Raw genomic sequence first — 16412 nt, 5'->3', positions numbered from 1 at the left:
ACCCATAAAATGACGGCCATGCAATATAGCATGTAACTTTATAAATCCGCACAGATATGTTTAATCAGGTGAAATCGTTTTTTACTTATATTACATTACGGATCGTTGATAAAAATGCAGGCCGCCCGTCCCGGCATGGGGAACAACCATGGCGACACGGCCCCACACCGCACGCCATGGCCCGCCGGGTCAGGGCGCGGGGTTGGAATGGACCTGGTGGATGGCGTTGATCCGCTGCAGCAGTTCGGGGGTAATGGTGACGTTTTCCGCCCCCAGAATGGTCTCAAGCTGGGCCGTGCTGGTGGCGCCAATGATGTTGGATGTCACGAACGGACGCGACGTGACAAAGGCGATGGCCAGTTGCGCCGGATCGATCCCGTATTCATGTGCAAGCTGGATATAGGCACGAACGGCATCATCCACACCGGGTTTTTCATATCGCTGCCCACGGTTGAACAGGGTCGTGCGCGCACCGGCGGGCCGCGCGCCATCAAGGTATTTGCCAGTCAGGTATCCCTGCGCCAGCGGTGAATAGGCCAGCAGCCCCACCCCTTCGCGCAGCGCCATTTCCGCCAGCCCGATTTCGAACGTGCGGTTGATCAGGTTATAGGCATTCTGGATCGACACAACGCGCGGCGCACCATTGCGGGTTGCCGACAGGTATTGCGACAGGCCCCATGCGGTCTCGTTCGACAGGCCGACATGGCGGATCTTGCCTTCCTTCACCAGTTCACCCAGCACGTCCAGCGTTTCGGCAATCGGCACCTCATCGGCATCGGGCACAGTGGTGAACGTATTGCCCCCGGCCCCGAACAGGCCCACCTTCCGGTCCGGCCAGTGCAGTTGGTACAGGTCGATGTAATCCGTGCCCAGTCGGCGCAGCGATCCATCCAGCGCGTAACGGATCTGTTTCGGGGTCAGGCGCGTTTCCTCGCCCCCGGGGCGGAACCATGGCGAAGTGCCACGCCCCACCACCTTGCTGGCGATAACCAGACGCTCACGCCCGCCGCGGGCCTTAAGCCAGCTGCCGATGATCCGCTCCGTCGCACCATGGGTTTCGGCGCGTGGGGGGATGGAATACAGCTCGGCCGTATCAATGAAATTGATGCCATTCGCCACGGCCATATCAAGCTGGGCATGCCCCTCTGCTTCCGTATTCTGCTGGCCGAATGTCATTGTACCAAGGCAGATCTCGCTGACCTTGATACCGGTACGCCCAAGTTCACGTTGCTTCATCTGAAACCCTGCTGGTTGTAAAAAAAACCGACACGCCTGCGCTGCGCAACCGGGATAGGGACAGCCATGACGACCATCATGCCCCTGCGGACGCGACCGCGCGGACACATGCCTTCCCCCATCCATGACAGGACGGTAACAGGATGGCCGATCATTTCAACCGGACAGCATGATATTTCCGTAAATGTACATTATTTATCGTTTTATATGGGCTGCTGCCTGATACCTGCGTGCCCGGATACGGCATGGGTTGCGTGCATCGATCCATCATGATGAAGTCCATAAGGCCTGATTCGTCATGGATAACCGCAGCAAGGATATCTGAACCATGGGTTCCCCCCCTACCCCAACCGTTCCGGAAGCCCAACAGACACTGGACGAACTGGCGACACGTTTCGCCACCCGTGCGGCCGCCCATGACCGGTCTGGTGAAATTGCCACCGAAAACCTTGACGAATGCCGTGCGGCAGGCCTGCTGGGCCTGACCATTGCGCGCGCGGATGGGGGACAGGGGGGCGGCCTGCGGCAGGTGATTGATGTGGTCGGCACCCTTGCCACCGGCGATCCCACCACCGCACTGATCATGGCCATGCATTTCCTGCAGCATATGCTGATTGCGCAGTCCGACCGCTGGCCCGAAGCCGCGCGACGGCAGGTAACCGAAACCGCCCTGCATGATGGTGCGCTGATCAACGCGCTGCGGGTTGAGCCTGAACTGGGCAGCCCGTCACGTGGCGGCCTGCCCGCAACACGCATTACGTCTGGCGCTGGCGGGATGGTGCTGAACGGACGGAAAATCTATTCCACCGGGTCAACTGCCCTGCGCTGGGGCACGGTATGGGTCGCAACGGATGAGGCCCAGCCACGGGTGGGGCAGGTTCTGGTTGACCTGCATGCGCCGGGCGTTCGCATTGAACGCAGCTGGCACCAGATGGGCATGCGCGCAACGGGCAGCCATACCTTCATATTTGAAAATGTGGAACTGCCCGAAACGGCACTGGTTGACCTGCGCCTGCCCGAACAGTGGCAAAGCAATAACGGGGCAGAAATTACCGGCCACGCGCTAGCCATTGCAGCGCTGTATGATGGCGTGGCCCGCACGGCGCGTGACTGGCTGATTTCATTCCTGCATGCGCGCGTGCCGACGGCGCTGGGCAGGCCACTTGCCACCCTGCCCCGGTTCCATACGCTGCTGGGACAGATTGACGCGTTGCTGATGACCAACCGGAGCATAATGGACGTTGCCCTCGACCGGGCTGAAAAGGGGACTTATCCCGGTACTGAAGCCAATCTGACCAAATACGTCATGACGGAAAACGCCATCAAAGCCGTGGAACTGGGCGTTGCCGCGATCGGCAACCCGGCATTGAGTGAGGATAACCCGCTGGAGCGCCATTTTCGCAACGTGCTCTGTGCACGTATTCACGCCCCACAGGAGGATGTCGTGCTGGCGGCGGCAGGCAGGGTGGCCCTGACGGAACCGGCACGGCATTCATGACCATCACTATGCTGCTACCTTCATTCTGGAGGCCGTTCAAAAAACCGGATCAGTAATATCCTGCAATCATAAGAAAGTTTTTGGTGAAGTTTTTTTCAACAAGCGCCACGGGATGCCGCCTTTAAAAAAAGGCGGCACCTAAAGCTTTTATTATTCTTCTGGAAATATTTTATTTTTTAAACATTTTTCAAAATCACGGATTTTCATGAATATTTATTTATGGATGCCTCACCAGAACTTTTCCATGATTTTATACTTCATACATTATGCCTGCATGTCATGGCATATGCTGATAAGATTTCCTTATGCCATGCAATATAGCATATTGCATATTTATGGGGGATACGATTGAGTATGCCCATGACGCCAGCAAGACCGCCTGCCTCGCCCCCTGCCCCCACCGCAGCATGGCGTTTCGCCCGACCGGGGGAGCCTGAAACCAACAGCTTGCCCGAAGCCTTCGCCAGCGTGCGGGTACCGGATGCGGGGGCATCATGGCTGCGCCGGTTCATGGCGTTCGTGGGGCCGGGCTATATGGTTTCGGTCGGGTACATGGACCCCGGCAACTGGGCAACCGACCTGCAGGGTGGTGCGCAGTTCGGTTATACGCTGCTGTCTGTCATCGGGCTGTCGAACTTCATGGCGATCATATTGCAATCGCTGTCGGCACGGCTGGGCATCGCCACCGGGCGTGACCTGGCACAGGCCTGTCGCGATCATTTTCCACCGGTTGTGAACATTATCCTGTGGCTGGCCTGTGAACTGGCCATCATCGCCTGCGATCTGGCGGAAGTCATCGGTACGGCAGTCGCGCTGCAACTGCTGTTCGGCATGCCCCTGCTGGTGGGCGCCCTGATTTCCGTGCTGGACGCCTTTCTTGTGCTGTTCCTGATGAACCGGGGTTTCCGTTACCTTGAAGCCTTCATTATCGGGCTGCTCAGCATCATTGCCCTATGCTTTGCCGTGCAGGTCGTGGCGGCACAGCCCCCCATCATGGCCTTACTGAAGGGGTTTGTGCCCTCCCCCCGGATCGTGGCCAACAGCCAGATGCTGTATATCGCCATTGGCATTATCGGGGCGACGGTCATGCCACATAACCTGTACCTGCATTCTTCCATCGTGCAGACACGCGCTTTTCCCCGCACCGTGCCGGGACGGCGGGATGCCATACGCTGGGCCACATGGGACAGCACCCTTGCGTTGATGCTGGCGCTGTTCATCAATGCCGCTATCTTGATTGTCGCGGCAGCCGCCTTCCATACCACCGGTCACCAGGATGTCGCGGAACTGGAGGATGCGTACCGCCTGCTGTCCCCCATACTGGGGCTTGGCATTGCCTCCACCCTGTTTGCGGTTGCCCTGCTGGCGGCGGGCACCAATTCAACCATTACCGGCACGCTGGCTGGACAGATCATCATGGAGGGGTTCCTGCGGCTGCGCATTCCCCATTGGGCGCGACGGCTGCTGACACGTGGGCTGGCCATTGTCCCGGTTGTGATTGTTACGGCCCTGTATGGTGACAGGGGCGTGGGACAACTGCTGCTGGCCAGTCAGGTGATCCTGTCACTGCAATTACCCTTTGCCGTGATCCCGCTGGTGATGTTTGTATCCGACCGGCAGAAAATGGGGGAATTCGTTATTTCCCGCCCGTTCGCCCTGTTGTCGTGGCTGGTAGCGGCCATCATTCTGGTGCTGAATTTCAAGCTGCTGTACGATACGGTTTTCCCGGCGTAATAACTCATTGATAAAAATTACAAAGGTCTTGGGGTGCCGCCCTTTCCCAAAAAGGCGGCGTTCTTTCCACGCTTTAAAAAAAGCTTCACCAAAAACTTTCTTATAGGGGATCAGGCCTGTGGCGCGTGCGTCCCTGTCGTGGGGGGAACGGCTGCCGTTACCTTCAGGCCATCCGCCCCCGGGCCATTGTCCAGCAGGTTAAGGAAGCTGGGAACCGGGAACTTGATGCCTTCATTATTCATGCGCACGGCCAGACGGGCGTAATATTCGCGATAGACCGTCCATTTTGACCCAGGCGTGGTGCGGACCGAGCCAAGGAAACGCGCGCCATTGCCATCTGCCTGTTCAATACCAAGGAACGCGAATTCGGACATGATGAGGTGCCCGTAACGGGGCGTCTTGCGCATCAGTTCCAGTTCCTCGTGCAGGATGGCGCAAAGCTGTTTCGTGTCCTGGCTGAGGTCGATCATGAAATCAACCACGACAAGGTTATAGTCACGCGATGTATTGGCGATGGACGACACTTCCGAAAACGGGATGATATGCAGGTCGCCATTGACCGAACGCAGCCGCAGGGTCCGGATCGACAGGTGTTCGACGGTGCCGGATACGCCACCGGCGGTCACCCAGTCGCCCACCTGAATGGCGTTTTCCACCAGCATGAAGAAGCCGGTGATGAAATCCTTGACCAGACTCTGCGCGCCAAAGGCGATGGCCGCACCCATGATCCCCGCACCGGTCAGCAGGGGGGCCACATTGATCCCGATCTGCGACAGTGTGGTAACCGCCACGATAATGATGATCAGCGCCAGCAGCACGGTCTTGATAATGGGCAGGACAGTGCGCAGCCGGCTGGCCCGCCCGGTCTGGGATGAATTCTCGAAGCGGGTAATCTGCCCCTGCAGGGCGGCGTTGGCAGCTTCCCATATGAAAATGGCGACCGTATAGGCAACCAGAACGGACAGCATCGCGCCAATGATCTTCGGCCCCAGCCTGCCATGGAACAGGAAGTGGATGGCGGGCAGCCCAAGCGCCTGCAGGAACAGCATGGCGGAGGCAAAGAACATGAGGAAGGACAGGATTTTGCGCGAGACCGGGTAATAATAGTTCACCCGTGCCTGCAGGCCGGGATAACGCGCTTCCATCGCGGGGGAGACATGGAACAGCCGGTTCTGCAGGTTGAAGATCAGGACCGACAGCACCCGCGACAGGATCACGACAGCCGTCGTCAGGATGACGGTACGGATGATCCATGCATAACCGCCCTGGATATGGGTTGCCCAGATCAGCCACAACGCGAAGTTGAAGAACATGGCCGGCACCCACCACAGGTAGACCAGTCGCCCCAGAAACATCCAGAATGGCTGCGTGCGCAGGCGTGCGGGTGGCTGCAGGGCCAGCGCGACATGCATGCGCACGCGCCATGTGAAAATGGCGACCAGCACGTGCTCGATCAGCACGACGGAACGGATGATCGCCTCTGTCCCGCGTGCGGGCATGTCAAACACGCCACCCAGCGTGGACAGGCAGACCACAACCGACGGTGCGGCAACAAGGAAGTTGAGCCAGTGCGTAACCATGAAGGCCGTCTGGTCACTGGCGCTGCATAGCCGGATGGCGGGCGAATGCGGCACGAACAGCGTTTCCATCAACAGATAGACCACGCGGGCGACCACATAGGCATTCGTAAGCGTAAGCGTGACCAGCATGGCCTGATGCGTGGTGGTCAGCAGATAGGCAAAACAGGTGCCAAGTGCGAAAAACAGCCCCACCGGCAGCAGCTTGATCAGCAGGTGCATGAGTGAATACGGCACACGGGTCAGCAGGCGCAGTGTCGCGTGCTGGGCCTGTATGTCGCCCTGCCGGGCCTGCGCGTCATCCTTGTCCTGCGCTGTCGCCCCGGCCGGGGGGGGTGCCGCGGTGGCCGTGGCGTCAGGCAGGTTCAGGCGGCGTTCGGTCGCGACCGCCCGTTCGGTGACCTTGAGCAGCGGCTTGCGCAGCAACAGGGAAAAACCATGTTCCGCCGCCAGCGCCAGCAGCAGGATCAGGGTCGCCCGCCCCATGGCGTCAAACAGGATCATCCGCGATTGCGGATCGGCAAAAATGGTATGGGTCCAGTGCGCCACAAACACCAGGTCGCCAAACAGGGCGACAAAATGCTGGGCCTGCACGATCAGGCGGCCACGCAGGCTTCCCATGTCCTGCACCAGGTCACTGCCCAGCGTATCGGGTTCGACCGACAGGGCATCCGTGGCGGCGGGTCTGGGGGCAGCGGCAGGCGCGGCGGGGGCGGAAGGAAGCCGGGATGCGATAGCCGACAGGGTGTTGGTGAACTCGGCCCGTTTTGCGGGGTCGTTCATGACGGCCAGTACCTGCTGCGCCTGCTCACGGCTCATGCCCTGCGCCGCATCCGTATCGGCGGCATGGCCCTGTCCCGGCATGGCCAGCAGGCACATTGCGACAAACCCCAGAACGGCAACCCGCCAGAACCCCGGCAGGGAATGGCCTTTGCCGCCCCGTTGGCAAGTATAGGTTAAGTGCCGCATTGTTCCCCTTCCATCCCGGCTGCCTGATCATGAATATCTGCCATGTAAAAATGGCACGATAATTTCCCATTTCAGGCAATCACCCTGCGTTATTGCAGAGATGGCTGTAAAAGCGCAGAGACAGGGAAGCCGAGCTGATATGCAAGAAACCGTCTACCTTTTTGCAATTTACTTGCGGCAACGGATTTTTATTTGCCATAATTAATTTTTATTGAAATAAGACTTATTTTTAATTTTATATACATTTTTTCTTATATTTGTTTTTGGAATAAATAATATCATATGCGGGCCAGCATGCACGGCGACCGGACTTACGGCTTATCCCTGGGGGCCGTGTGTTTTTTCAATAGGGATACCGTATCCGACCCGTGTGATACCGCGCGTTCCAGCAGTTCCTGACCGAAGGCTTTCAGCGTCAGCGGGTGCATGTCATCAAGTGAGCGGGCAAGGTCGTGGCGTTCCGTGTCCGACAGGTCGGGATCGCCAGCAATACGTTGATGCAGGGCCTTTACGGTATCAGGACCATCCAGCACCACATGCATGTCATCCGGACGGTCCAGATATGCACGCCCTGCATTGGTAAGAGTGCTATCCCCCGTAATCCGCAATCCGTCAGGGGTAATGCTGACACCCCCCTTGCTCAGCCCCTGCAATTCCAGATCAAGCAGGTTTCGGGCCCAGCGTTCGGCATCCGCATCGTGCTCGGGCGCCAGACTGGCCGCCCCGCCATTGGCGGCCATGCGATGCAGCATCATCCCCTGCAGGTCACGGTCGATCACGTCAAATCCTCTTTTCCATCATGATTACAATGTCAAACTGGGCCAGTTGCGGCCCGCAGACAATCAGCAACAAGGAAAAGACGCTTATGCACGATCAGTCACAATCAGGGACATCCCGACACCACACGGGCACACGCAATGGGGGGACACGGTTTTCCGTCTCCCCTATCGCCTGCCGGACCAGATTCAGGGCATGATCGCGCGCGGCGGGGGTATTGACGCGGCTGGGTGTATCCTTGCCCTGCTCTATTGTCTGCCCCAGCTGTTCCAGCCGTGCCAGCAGGGTCCGGCGCTGCGCCGTGTCCATATCCAGCAGGGCGGCGCAAAAGGCATTATGCCAGATATGAACGCCCAGTTGCGCCCGTTCGGCAGGGGACAGTGCATCATCATACGATGGGGGCATGGTCAATCCTTCGCAAAAACTATGGATGCCATTGCCGCCTGGTCATCCCGTGCGGATTGCCATAAAGGGAATTCATCAAAACGACCAGTATTGACTGGCAATGCAGGGGGTATGCCCCCTTACACCATGACGTCATATGTCAGGCATCCGTTACCGATATGACGGAGTATTTCCGTATCACGGAACAGGTCAAGCCGGTCAGGCTGCAATGACCGGCGCGCCAGGAAGGTGCGGGCCTCGGCCATGGCTTCCGTTACGGGATAATCCTGCCCGGCGGGCTTGAGATGTTCAATGGCCGTATAATCGACAATACCGACATTATGACGGTTGCGGTGGGCCTCATCACAGAATGCGATATCAGTCGCCCATGCCCAGCGCAATTCGGGAAAAGGAAACAGGTAAGCCATGGCGTCCCGGTGGAATGCCGTAACGGGGCCATCTTCCACATACCGTGTTACGCGGCCAATACTGTTCCATTTCCTGTAATTGAAAGTAAAGGATGTATAGGAATGATACCGGTGCGCGGGCTGTGATATCTTCAGGTTCATGATTTCACACAATGGAATGAACATGTCCAGAAACCGGTGGGGCAGGTTCACATCATCATCCGTTACCACGATCCAGTCATAATCAGGCAGGTTTATCTTTGACAGGGCAGTATTGATATTACCGAACTTGCCCCGGCCATGCACCATGCGGACCGGGGCAAAGTCAACGGTATGTCGTGTATTCCGGAACCGGTTGAATACCTTGTCAAGTTTCCTGTTACGTCTGGGAACCTGTACGGATGTAACAAGCACCTTGCGTATCGGGTGGCGTGTCGCAATACGCCTGACCTGCACGGCGAATTTCGTGTTATGAATATCAAACAGCATGTCAGTCAGGACGGAGACCTTACGTTTCTGCCAGAAATTCTTATGCTGACAGAAATCCGAATTAAAAAAGTCCGCCTGGACAGAGTTTCTCTTCGGCATGTGCGCACTCCTGTTCATTGCATGCGTCATGACCGCACAAACATGCACACTTCTGTCATGTGCATTTCATGTACGCTCTGGCGTTTACCTGATCGGCCCGGCATCGCAGCTGCCCCCTGGCAATCCGGGTTATAACATTCTACCTTTATTGAAGTTTCAGATTATTTCTGCACAGAACGGAATGACGCAAATACGTTGTCAGTAAAAATGAAAATAAAACACCCTGCGGTCTGAAACTGTTCATATGCCTGCACGCTATGGACAGGAAAGCAGATGAGAATGGCGGTTTTTTCGCCCTTCCCTCCAGATATCTTCAGGGACATGACGCGATGCGATATTTTCCTGCAATACTCGTGCTGTGCCTGCCTCTGGCCATCACCCCGACCGCCATGGCGCAGCAGCACCCACAGGACAGGAACGTAAGCCAGCCAGGTGGCAATTCGCCATCCTCGATCGAACGGGCACAGCCTTATTCCCGCAAGACGGAACCATTGCCGGAACAGGTTGACCCGGCCCGGCAGCAACAGCCCCCCGATCAACCCTTGACAAAACAGCCTGCGGGCAACAAAAGCCCGGACCACCCCGGCATGTCCAGCAATCACCAGACCCTGCGCAGTCCATCAGCCCTGCACTGAGCATATGAAAACGGGTGGGTGCATGACTGCCCCCACCCCATATCGTTACGATCCACTATGGCCGGACAGGTGCATATAGACATGCCCCCTGCCCGCCATGGGGTTACATGCAGTCCCTGTCCTGTGAAAGACCCATGCCATGCGATGCAAGAAACCGGAACTGCGCCTGTTCTTCAGGAAAGGCCGGGATGCCCTGCAGCGCATGCGTGGCCCGGCGATAGCGGTGCAGGTTACTTAACCGCCGCCATGGGCGGTCGGGATGCTGCTTGTTCCACAGGCTGATCGCCCGCGTCTCAAGTTCCTGATTATTCACGGTGTAATCTGACTTCGTCATGTCCATCTCCCTGCATCTGCATGGTGGGTACTGGAACTGTCACGAGGTATGTGGGAACGCTGTAGCGGCCTGCTACATGTATCCAACGCCAGATATTAACATAAGTTCGGGAAGATTACATTTTCTCCCCACACTGTGATCCAGAGCACGGAGACCGCCGCAAAAGATGGACGTTTCTGGTGATGCTGTTTTCAAACAGGTGTCCGGAGTGACCTATGCGTTCCGCCATCTTCCTGCAATGGCGTTCCCCCTGCCGCACAATATGACCATCGTGTTCGTACCCGCATGTCCGCAATCCATATCGCAGCAGGCGTCATCGTCTGGCTCAAGGCCATGAGTCCTGCGCTTACTGGATTACCCGGCCGATCCTCTGCCGCTGCACCGCGCATTCATGTGCCAGAAAATCGAGCAGTGCCCGGAGAGCCGGAACAATACCCCGTCTTGATGGAAAGACCGCGTGAACGACCCCGGCCTGGGGATGCCAGTTGGGCAGGAGGGAAATCAGGCGCCCGGCCCTGATGTCCTTCCACACCATCGTGGTGGGGAGTTGCACGATACCATTGCCGATCAGCGCGGCCTCGCGCAGTACTGCCATATCATCCGTGACGAACCTCGGCTCATGGAAAACGGTGGCGGTCTGCCCGTCCCGGCTTTCCAGTATCCAGGAATGGGCACCGGGTGCGGTATGGAAATCCATGCTGGCAAATGCACCAAGGTCGGCGGGCGATGTCAGGGGCGTCCTGACAAGTTCCGGGGCCGCGACAAGACATTGGGTGCTTGTATCGAAAACGCGCATGACAAGGTCCGAGGTCTCGAGTGGTGGAAACCGCACACGAATGGCAAGGTCAAATCCTTCCTTAAGCACGTCCACGTGCCGATTGGTACTCTCAAGATGCAACGTAACCGCCGGGTATCGCTGCATGAACCGGGCCAGCAGTGCCCCGAACTGGAAATTGAGCAGCGCCACAGGGCAACTCAGGCGGATCACACCACAGGGTTCGCTTTGCAGTTCCGCGACCGAGCGTTCAGCAAGGTCGGCTTCCTCAAGCAGGGCCATGCAATGTTCATAAAACCTGTTTCCGGTCTCCGTAACCTTGAAATGGCGTGAGGACCGCTGGATCAGCCGCGTATGCAGATGGTCCTCCAGTCCCTGGATCCGTCGGCTCAGCAGGGATTTCTGCAGCCCCGTTGCCCTGGCGGCTGCAGAAAAGCCACCGTGACGCACAACCTGCACGAAATAGTAGAAATCATTAAGATCCCGCATTGTTCTATCAGTAGAACGTATCGTTCGATCTGACAATCTTCATGAGACGGCCGGACCATTGCATATTCAGGGTCACGTTATGGAGGAATGCAGCCATGCAGAAACAGATTCTCGGTCGCTACGGAAATGATCGCGGCCACTGGGTTGGAGACGGCTTTCCCGTCCGTTCCCTGTTTTCATACAGTGATTTCGGTAAGCATCTTAGCCCGTTCCTGCTGCTGGATTATGCAGGACCGCACCAGTTCCAGCCGACACAATCCCGCCGTGGCGTGGGCGAACATCCGCACAAGGGCTTTGAAACGGTCACGATCGTTTATGATGGCGAGGTCGAGCATCGTGATTCTTCAGGCGGTGGCGGCGTGATCGGACCGGGCGACGTGCAGTGGATGACTGCCGGGCGCGGCATCCAGCATGCGGAATACCACTCCCCTGCATATGCGAAGTCCGGCGGGGCGTTCCGCATGGTCCAGTTGTGGGTCAATCTTCCGGCAAGGGACAAGGGCGTGCCGGCCGCGTACCAGACCCTGCTTGCGGCGGACATTCCAACCGTGGCCCTGCCTGATGGCGCGGGGCACCTGCGGGTTATCGCCGGAGACCATGACGGTACACATGGACCGGCCCGGATCTTCTCGCCGCTGAACGTGTGGGATGCGGTCCTGCATCAGGGACGCCAGGTCACACTTGACCTGCCGGAAGGGCACAACTGCGCCGTCGTCTCGCTCGAAGGAAAACTGATCGTAAATGGCGCGGAGGAACTGGGCAGCGCGCAGTTCGCCCTGCTGGGAACGGCGGGCACCCGGGTAAGCGTACAGGCCGCCGTGGACTCCAGCTTCCTTGTGCTGACCGGCCAGCCGCTGAATGAACCGATTGCGGGATATGGGCCGTTCGTCATGAACACCCAGGAAGAAATCCAGCAGGCGATCAACGATGTCCGGGCCGGCCGGTTCGGCGTTATTGCCTGAAATGGACGGGTCGGGATGTGCCCTGCCCTGAAACCTGCGAGGCACATCCCTTTGTGCAAGAAGAATGGAAGATCCGATATGAACAGACCATACGTGCGCCTCGACCGGGACAATGTGACCGTCCTCCTGGTCGATCATCAGACCGGGTTGCTGTCGCTCGTTCGCGATATCGACCCGGACAGGTTCCGCAACAACGTTCTGGCGCTGGCGGACATGGCACGGTATTTCAGATTACCGACCATTCTCACCACCAGTTTTGAAGACGGGCCAAACGGGCCGATCGTGCCGGAACTCAGGGCACAGTTTCCTGATGCCCCCTTCATTGCCCGGCCCGGCCAGATCAATGCCTGGGACAACCCGGATTTCGTCGCGGCAATCAAGGCAACCGGCAGGAGACAGCTGCTCATTGCCGGCGTGGTAACCGAAGTCTGCGTGGCGTTTCCAGTCCTGTCCGCCCTTGCCGAAGGTTATGAGGTTTTTGTCGTGACGGATGCCTCGGGCACCTTCAATGCCATGACACGCGATGCGGCCTGGGCGCGCATGGAGGCCGCCGGGGCGCAGTTGATGACATGGTTCGGGGCCGCATGCGAACTGCACAGGGACTGGCGCAACGACGTCGATGGGCTCGGCACGCTGCTGTCGAACCATATTCCCGACTATCGTAATCTCATCACATCCTACAGGACCAGCAGGTCGTGACACACGCCCCCGGGCAGCGTGATTACCCGGGAAAGCACGGATGATGCATCTTGATCCGGATTTGCAGGAAACATTTTTCATGTCGCAGAAACTAAATTTCGTCGTCCTCCTTGGCAGCCTTCGCAAGGCATCCCTGAATCGCATGCTGGCTGAAACCCTGCCCCGGATAGCGCCAGAGGGGATTCAGATCTCTCTGCTCGGCTCCGTGGGGGCGTTTCCACTTTATGATCAGGACCTGCAGGATCAGGAAATGCCGCGCCCCGTTCTTGAAATGGCCGACCAGATCAGATCGGCCGATGGCGTCATCATCGTTACGCCGGAATATAACTATTCGGTGCCCGGCGTCCTGAAAAACGCCCTGGACTGGCTGTCACGCGTGACACCACAGCCGCTGGCGCGAAAGCCGCTCGCCATCCAGACGGTTTCACCCGGAATGATCGGCGGCGCCCGCGCGCAATATCATCTCCGGCAGATACTGGTGTTTCTGGATGCCTGCGTGCTGAACAGGCCGGAAGTCATGATCGGGCAGGCCGCAACCAAATTCGACACCGAACGGCGCGAACTGACGGATCAGGGCACGCGTGACTTTCTGGTTCGCCAGATCAATGCTCTCGCGGAACTTGCGCGCATCATGTCGTAAAGAGCCACCGGGCCATGCCGGCTTTCCTGCGCCCATCCATAAAGGATTGCATGCAAGGCTGCCCAGCCCGTTCCCACCCGGCAGACAGGCGGTTGTCGCGAACGAGCAACCGGACAGTTTTCTGCGGAAAATAGTGAAAGGCCGACATGGCGACCACGCCGCCAGCGCAGCTTCGTCTGGCTTAAATGTGCCTGCAGCAATAATTTCAGAGCATGGCATGACGACCGCATACATCGGGGAACTCTCGTCACGTACCGGGCTTGATTAGCAAGGAGGCAACTATGCCTGATCCGGGAACCCCGCATCTTCCGGCGGCAGTGAACCGTTAGCACCGATGCCGACCGGCACCCCGGCAAAATAATCGCAGGAACAGAACTGGAGCCTTAAATCAGATGAGCAAGACACCTGACCAATATCCACCCGAAAAGCCCGCCCCCAAGCCGAAACCGGGCGAAGCGCCCCCAATGCCGGATAGTCCCGGAAACCCGACAAACTGAGCGTAAAGCCCAGCAGATGCGCCGGGTTCCGGTCTTAAAGACTGCTTGAAAACAGCGCATTGATAAAAAACGATAAAAGTTTTTGGGTGCTGTCTTTTTTCAAAAAGGTAGCGTTTTCCAGATCCGCCTGAAAAAAGCTTTATGATTGCAGGATGTTTTCCGGACGGACTTTTCAGGCAGCCTCTTAACATTCAATGAGGGTACGGCTTATCCAGACGCTGCCATGGTCTCGTCAGGGATTACGAGTGTCATGCTTCAACACGCGCAGATCTCCATGCCGTCTCTTTCACATGTTTTATGCCCGGAAATGCCGCCATACTTCCTCAAAGTACATAACACCCTCCCAGACGTGGGAAGGTGCCTACATTATTTTACCCTGTCAGCGGAAATGGCGGGAAACGCCATCGTTTTCAACGCGGCATCCGTCGCAGGCAGGTCACTCTTACCTGCAGGCACGCCGTTTTCACGCAGAATGAACGCAATCAGGTCAGCATTCTGCGCCGGTGTCAGCGCCCCTGGGGAAAACAGCGGCATGGCCTTGGAAACATAGTCAAACAGCCGATCCAGCGTGCTACCGGACCAGTTGGTGACGAACCGGCCCTTCAGCGGGGGCACATCAAACGCACCTGCAAGGCTGGCGCCATGGCAGACGGCACAGAACTGCTGGTATGCGCTCTCCCCCCGCTGGGCCTGTTCCATGGTGTAATAGGATACGGTCCGCGCCTGCGCCGCACTGGCCGTAGGTACGTTCCCATGCACCAGCGCCAGCAAAAGCCCGGCCCCAAGGCCCGCGCGACAGGCATAACCCCGCCCGCGCATCAGCCACGCCCCGCGGGAAAGCGTGCAAACAGGTTTTCAAACACCGCAATCGCCTTTTCAGCTTCGGCGCGGTCAGCATGCTCGAAGCTGTTGCCGACCCCTTCCATTTCGCCAACATTATTCAGGTCAACGGCCTGGATCATCAACCCGTCACTTTTGGACAGGGCAGCCGCCCCCCTGTATTCCACCCCATACGTGACATCCGGCTGCGGTGGCAGCCACGCCGTCTGCCCGCGCACGGGAATAAGGGTCCTGTCCCCCCACAGATCCCGCGCGGCATAGCCGGGACAGTTGATGATGACGGGTTCCGCAATGGATTTCATGTCAGAGGGAGTATGGAATTCACGGATCACGACCTTGCCGCCCGCCTGATAGAATTCCGACAGCAGCAGATGCCCGTACGCGCCGAAATTGAACATCATCATCGGTGCACGCTGCGCGTATGCTACGGGAAAGGGGTTATCCTGACTGGCCAGCAGTTCGGGTGCGGGAATGATATCCTTGATCCGGTCGCCATATGCCGCGAATTCGCTGGTCGCGCGCGGCATCCCGGTTGATGCATAATCCCCCGGTCCGGTGCGGCCCTCGGGTTCAGGGGCTTCGTCAAACGGCGTATCTGACAACTGGTAGTTGTCACGGAAATCAATCGGGTTGCCCGGCAGGCCAAGATAGTCGCGATAGGCTTTCCACGAATACCGGGCCATCTGTTCCCACACTTCGGCAAACTGCGGCCCGGCGGGGGCGGTCAGCGCGATGCGTGAATCCGGCGTCCAGCTGCCATTGGCCCGGACAGAACGGGTATGGGGCAGCATGTCGCGGGTATAGATGGTGACATCAAAGCCCGCGCGCTGTGCGCTCAGTGCCGATGTCAGGCCGATCACGCCGCAGCCCACCACCGCAATCCGCCGGGGCGACAGTGACGCCGCCTTGCCCACCGCGATATCGGCCGATCCCCATGACAGGGACCACCCGCTGCCACCATGGCCATAATTATGGATGACCACCTTGTCCCCCACGCGTTCGACATCCAGCCGGGGACCGGCGGGGCGGAACGGGCGCAGGCAGACCTTGATATCGGTAATCTGGTCGGCATGGGCGCGCATGGGCACCAGCCGGGGCACGGTGCCACCGACAGCGGTGCGCTGCAGGGCAGCGGCAGCGGCCGGCACGGAATTCCACATACCGCGCGCCCCAAGGGTGCCAAAAGCCAGGGAGCCGGCAAACAGGTCCCTGCGTTTCAGGCCAGAACGCCTGTGTTTCTGGTTGTCGTCAAAACCGGTCAAGTTCCAGCCTTTTGTATCTGTCCGTGCCCGTGCCATCGCACAAGCACCTGAAACATAACAGGATACAAAATTCCCGCCCAGACGCAAGCGCCGCCCAGAAACAGGACAG

15 protein-coding genes are annotated in these 16412 nt (G+C 58.2%); 6 read left to right on the top strand and 9 right to left on the bottom strand.

Translation table 11 applies throughout. From position 1 onward, the window contains the following. Positions 1–189: 189 nt before the first annotated feature. Positions 190–1236, bottom strand: coding sequence for an aldo/keto reductase (locus tag F1542_RS02370; protein ID WP_193731623.1), 1047 nt, complete (start codon positions 1234–1236; stop codon positions 190–192). A 328-nt stretch (positions 1237–1564) separates the two neighbouring features. Here F1542_RS02370 and F1542_RS02365 point away from each other — a divergent pair, with 328 nt between their 5' ends. Beyond that, the gene (locus F1542_RS02365) at positions 1565–2734 is read left to right on the top strand and encodes an acyl-CoA dehydrogenase family protein (RefSeq protein ID WP_193731622.1); all 1170 of its coding nucleotides are present in this window, start codon (positions 1565–1567) and stop codon (positions 2732–2734) included. A 354-nt stretch (positions 2735–3088) separates the two neighbouring features. Further along, positions 3089–4468, top strand: a complete 1380-nt coding sequence (locus F1542_RS02360; RefSeq protein WP_193731621.1) for an Nramp family divalent metal transporter — start codon at positions 3089–3091, stop codon at positions 4466–4468. 110 nt (positions 4469–4578) lie between these two features. On the opposite strand, the gene F1542_RS02355 is transcribed toward F1542_RS02360, so the two are convergent. The 4 genes from F1542_RS02355 to F1542_RS02340 form a co-directional block, all read right to left on the bottom strand. Further along, on the bottom strand, positions 4579–6924 hold the full coding sequence (locus tag F1542_RS02355) for a mechanosensitive ion channel family protein (protein ID WP_193731636.1): 2346 nt from the start codon (positions 6922–6924) through the stop codon (positions 4579–4581). Positions 6925–7325: 401 nt separating this feature from the next. Next, positions 7326–7793, bottom strand: a complete 468-nt coding sequence (locus F1542_RS02350; RefSeq protein ID WP_193731620.1) for a hypothetical protein — start codon at positions 7791–7793, stop codon at positions 7326–7328. A 94-nt stretch (positions 7794–7887) separates the two neighbouring features. Beyond that, on the bottom strand, positions 7888–8196 hold the full coding sequence (locus F1542_RS02345) for a hypothetical protein (protein ID WP_193731619.1): 309 nt from the start codon (positions 8194–8196) through the stop codon (positions 7888–7890). Positions 8197–8315: 119 nt separating this feature from the next. Further along, positions 8316–9071 (bottom strand): hypothetical protein, encoded by a 756-nt coding sequence (locus F1542_RS02340; RefSeq protein WP_227672403.1) that lies wholly within the window; start codon positions 9069–9071, stop codon positions 8316–8318. A gap of 428 nt (positions 9072–9499) precedes the next feature. Between F1542_RS02340 and F1542_RS02335 the strand changes: the two genes are divergently transcribed. Beyond that, positions 9500–9805, top strand: a complete 306-nt coding sequence (locus tag F1542_RS02335) for a hypothetical protein (protein ID WP_193731617.1) — start codon at positions 9500–9502, stop codon at positions 9803–9805. A 103-nt stretch (positions 9806–9908) separates the two neighbouring features. Here F1542_RS02335 and F1542_RS02330 read toward each other — a convergent pair whose 3' ends face one another. Next, complete coding sequence (locus tag F1542_RS02330) at positions 9909–10139, bottom strand: hypothetical protein (RefSeq protein ID WP_227672402.1); 231 nt, start codon at positions 10137–10139, stop codon at positions 9909–9911. A gap of 346 nt (positions 10140–10485) precedes the next feature. Beyond that, positions 10486–11403: a LysR substrate-binding domain-containing protein gene (locus tag F1542_RS02325; protein WP_193731615.1), complete on the bottom strand. Its 918-nt coding sequence runs from the start codon at positions 11401–11403 to the stop codon at positions 10486–10488. Positions 11404–11498: 95 nt separating this feature from the next. Between F1542_RS02325 and F1542_RS02320 the strand changes: the two genes are divergently transcribed. The 3 genes from F1542_RS02320 (at position 11499) to F1542_RS02310 (ending at position 13704) form a co-directional block, all read left to right on the top strand. Next, a complete protein-coding gene (locus F1542_RS02320) occupies positions 11499–12365 on the top strand; it encodes a pirin family protein (protein ID WP_193731614.1) in 867 nt (288 codons plus the stop codon). Between the two features lie 78 nt (positions 12366–12443). Then, positions 12444–13064 carry an isochorismate family cysteine hydrolase YcaC gene (ycaC, locus tag F1542_RS02315; protein ID WP_193731613.1) on the top strand — a complete coding sequence of 207 codons (621 nt, stop codon included), beginning with the start codon at positions 12444–12446 and terminating at the stop codon, positions 13062–13064. A 79-nt stretch (positions 13065–13143) separates the two neighbouring features. Next, positions 13144–13704 carry an NADPH-dependent FMN reductase gene (locus F1542_RS02310; protein WP_193731612.1) on the top strand — a complete coding sequence of 187 codons (561 nt, stop codon included), beginning with the start codon at positions 13144–13146 and terminating at the stop codon, positions 13702–13704. A gap of 863 nt (positions 13705–14567) precedes the next feature. On the opposite strand, the gene F1542_RS02305 is transcribed toward F1542_RS02310, so the two are convergent. Beyond that, a complete protein-coding gene (locus F1542_RS02305) occupies positions 14568–15020 on the bottom strand; it encodes a c-type cytochrome (RefSeq protein ID WP_193731611.1) in 453 nt (150 codons plus the stop codon). Beyond that, positions 15020–16261 (bottom strand): FAD-dependent oxidoreductase, encoded by a 1242-nt coding sequence (locus F1542_RS02300; protein WP_193731635.1) that lies wholly within the window; start codon positions 16259–16261, stop codon positions 15020–15022. Before F1542_RS02300 ends, F1542_RS02305 begins: the two co-directional genes overlap by 1 nt. Positions 16262–16412 lie beyond the last annotated feature (151 nt).

The sequence above is a fragment of the Komagataeibacter sp. FXV3 genome (assembly GCF_015155755.1).
Classification (GTDB): Bacteria; Pseudomonadota; Alphaproteobacteria; order Acetobacterales; family Acetobacteraceae; genus Komagataeibacter.
The sequence above is the reverse complement of the archived record's forward strand: the minus strand, read 5'-3'. Positions and strand labels throughout refer to the sequence as shown.